Origin of the sequence: Pseudomonas sp. 5P_5.1_Bac1 (genome assembly GCF_025466015.1) — a bacterium.
Classification (GTDB): Bacteria; Pseudomonadota; Gammaproteobacteria; order Pseudomonadales; family Pseudomonadaceae; genus Aquipseudomonas.
In genome coordinates this window covers 1-2,959 of record NZ_JANLNX010000064.1, presented here as the reverse complement: position 1 = coordinate 2,959, position 2,959 = coordinate 1, and the positions used below count along the sequence as shown (strand labels likewise).

Genomic DNA, 2,959 nt, shown 5'->3' with positions numbered 1-2,959 from the left:
ACCGCCCGCCTTGATAATCGCCACCAGGCCGATGACCATTTCCAGGCTGCGCTCGACCGAAATGCCCACCAGCGCATCCGGGCCAACGCCCAGTTCGCGCAGTTTGTGAGCGAGTTGGTTGGCACGGCGGTTGACCTCGGCGTAGCTCAGTTCTTCACCAGCAAACACCAGCGCCGGAGCGTCCGGCGTCAAGGCAACCTGCGCCTCGATCAGGCTCTGGATGCACGCCTCGCTTGGGAACTCGGCGGCGGTGGCGTTCCAGTCGCCGAGGATCTGTTGCTGTTCGACCGCGGACAGCATCGACAACTCGCCCAGCGCCGCCTGCGGATTGGCCACCAGCGCCAGCAGCAGGTGCTCGAAATGCGCCGCCAGTTGCGCGACGGTATCGCCGGCCAGTTGCTGACGGTCGTAGCTCATGCGCACGGCCAGCTCGTCGCCCGCCTCGATCACCAGGGTCAGCGGATAGTGGGTCTGCTCCTGGCTGACCACCTTGTCGAACACCAGTGCATCCGGCGCCGCGCCATGCAGCGCGTCGGCGATCGGGTAGTTCTCGAAGACCATGATCGAGTCGAACAGCGCTTCGCCATTCCAGCCCGCCCAGCGCTGGATGTCATACAGCGGCGTGTGCTCGTGTTCGCGCAGGGCCAGGTTCTGCGCCTGGACCTGTTGCACCCACTCGGCCACGGTCTGCTCGACCCGCGGACGGCCCACCACCGGCAAGGTGTTGATGAACAGGCCAAGCTGTTCTTCGACACCCGGCAGGTCGGCCGGACGCCCGGCGACGGTGGCGCCGAAGGTCACGCCCGACTGCCCGGTGTAGCGTTGCAACACCAGCATCCAGGCCGCTTGCAACAAGGTGTTGGCGGTGACGCGCTGGTCGCGGGCAAAGTCGTTGAGGCGACGGGTGCGTGCGCTGTCCAGGGTCAACAACAGGTCGGCGAAGCCCTCGCCTTCCACCGGTGCCTTGAACACCGGCACCAGGCGGGTCGGCTCGTCCAGCTCGGCCAGTTGGCCCAGCCAGAAGTCCTGGCCGACCTTGGCGTCCTGGCGTTGCAGCCATTCGATGTAGTCGCGGTAGCGCTTGCCCGTCGGCGGCACATGACCGCTGTAGCGTTGCAGCACCTCGCCGAGCATGCGCGAGTTGCTCCAGCCGTCGAGCAGGATGTGGTGGCTGGTGAACACCAGGTAGTGGCTGTCCTCGGCGGTGCGCAGCAAGGTCAGGCGCAGCAGCGGGTCGCGTTGCAGATCGAAGCCGCGCTGTTTGTCCGCCTCGGCCCAGGCCGCCAGGGCCTCGTCCGATAGGGTCTGACCACGCACGTCCAGTTCGGCGAAGGACACCGCCACCTGCCGGCGAATCACCTGCAACGGCTGGGCGAAGCCGCTGACGAAATTCGCCCGCAGCACATCGTGGTTATCCACCACCGCCTGCCACGCCGCGCGGAAGCGCTCGACATCGAGGCCGCGCACCTGCGCGAGCATCTGATTGACGTAGCTACCGCCCTCTTGCTCGTACAGGCTGTGGAACAGCATGCCCTGCTGCATCGGCGACAGCGGATAGATGTCGGCGATCTGCGCCGCGGCCAGCGGCAGGCTGTCCAGTTGCGGCTGGTCCAGGCCGGCCAGCGGGAAGTCCGATGGCGTCACGCCGGCCACACCGGCGGCCACGCAGTGCTCGATCAGCTGTTGCAGTTCCTGGCCGTAGGCATCGGCCAGGGCTTGCACGGTCTGGACGTCGAACACTTCGTTGCTGAAGCTCCACGCCAGTTCCAGCGCGCCATTGAGCACCTGGCCGTTGATCGCCAGCAGGCTGCCCAGCGGCGCCTCAGGACTCTGGCCTTCGCCACTGCCTTCGCCGGACGGCGCGAACAATGCGCCTTCGGCAGCGAAGCTGGCGTCCAGTTGGCCGAGGTAGTTGAAGACGATCTCGCCCTGCGGCAGCGCCGCGAGGCTGGCTTGCGCCGCATCGCTGCCCAGGTAGCGCAGCACGCCGTAGCCGAGGCCTTTGTTCGGCACGGCGCGCAGTTGTTCCTTGATCGCCTTGATCGACGCGCCCAGCTCTGCGGCCGGGGTCAGCTTCACCGGGTACAGGCTGGTGAACCAGCCGACGGTGCGGGTGGTGTCGAGGCCGTCGAAGAGGTCTTCGCGGCCGTGGCCTTCCAGGCGCACCAGCGTCTCGGCGTTGCCGCTCCAGCGACTGATGACGCGGGCCAGCGCGGTGAGCAGCAGGTCGTTGATCTGGGTGCGGTAGGCCGCCGGGGCGTCCTGCAGCAACTGGCGGGTCAGCGCGCTGTTCAACTGCGTGCGCACGGTCGCTTCGTGCTTGTGCTGGCGGCCGCCGTCGGCACGGTCCAGCGGCAGCGCATCGCTGACGCCCTGCAACTGCGCCTGCCACCAGCCCAGTTCCTGCTCCAGCGCCGAAGTACCGGCGAAGGTGCGCAGGTGTTCGGCCCAGACCTTGACCGAATGGGTCTTGGCCGGCAGCGCGGCACCGTTATAGGCCGCTTGCAGGTCCTCCAGCAAAATCCGCCAGGACACACCGTCCACTGCCAGGTGATGAATCACCAGCAGCAGGCGCTGTTCGCCCTGCGGCAGGTTGACCAGCAGGGCGCGCAACAGCGGGCCGTTTTGCAGGTCGAGGCTGCGCTGGACTTCGTTGGTCAGCGCGGTCAATTGATCGCGGCTGGACAGCTCGCGCACCCACAGCAACTCGCCAGCCGCCGCGTCACGGAAGCGTGCGCGCCCCTCGACGAAGCTCAGGCGCAGCGCATCGTGATGCACCAGCAGTGCCTGCAAGGCCGCTTCCAGCGGCGCTGCCTCCAGGTGCACGGTCGGCTTGAGCAGCGCCGACTGGTTCCAGTGATGACGCTCAGGAATCGGGCTGTCGAAGAACCAATGCTGAATCGGCATCAACGGGGTTTCGCCGGTCACTGGACCCTGCTCGATACGCACCACCGCGGCG

General features: G+C 67.1%; 1 protein-coding gene. It reads right to left on the bottom strand.

Annotation, left to right across the window (positions count from 1 at the left end):
* The coding region (locus NTD82_RS15045) for a condensation domain-containing protein (RefSeq protein WP_262129274.1) at positions 1–2,959 on the bottom strand (2,959 nt) is incomplete at both ends.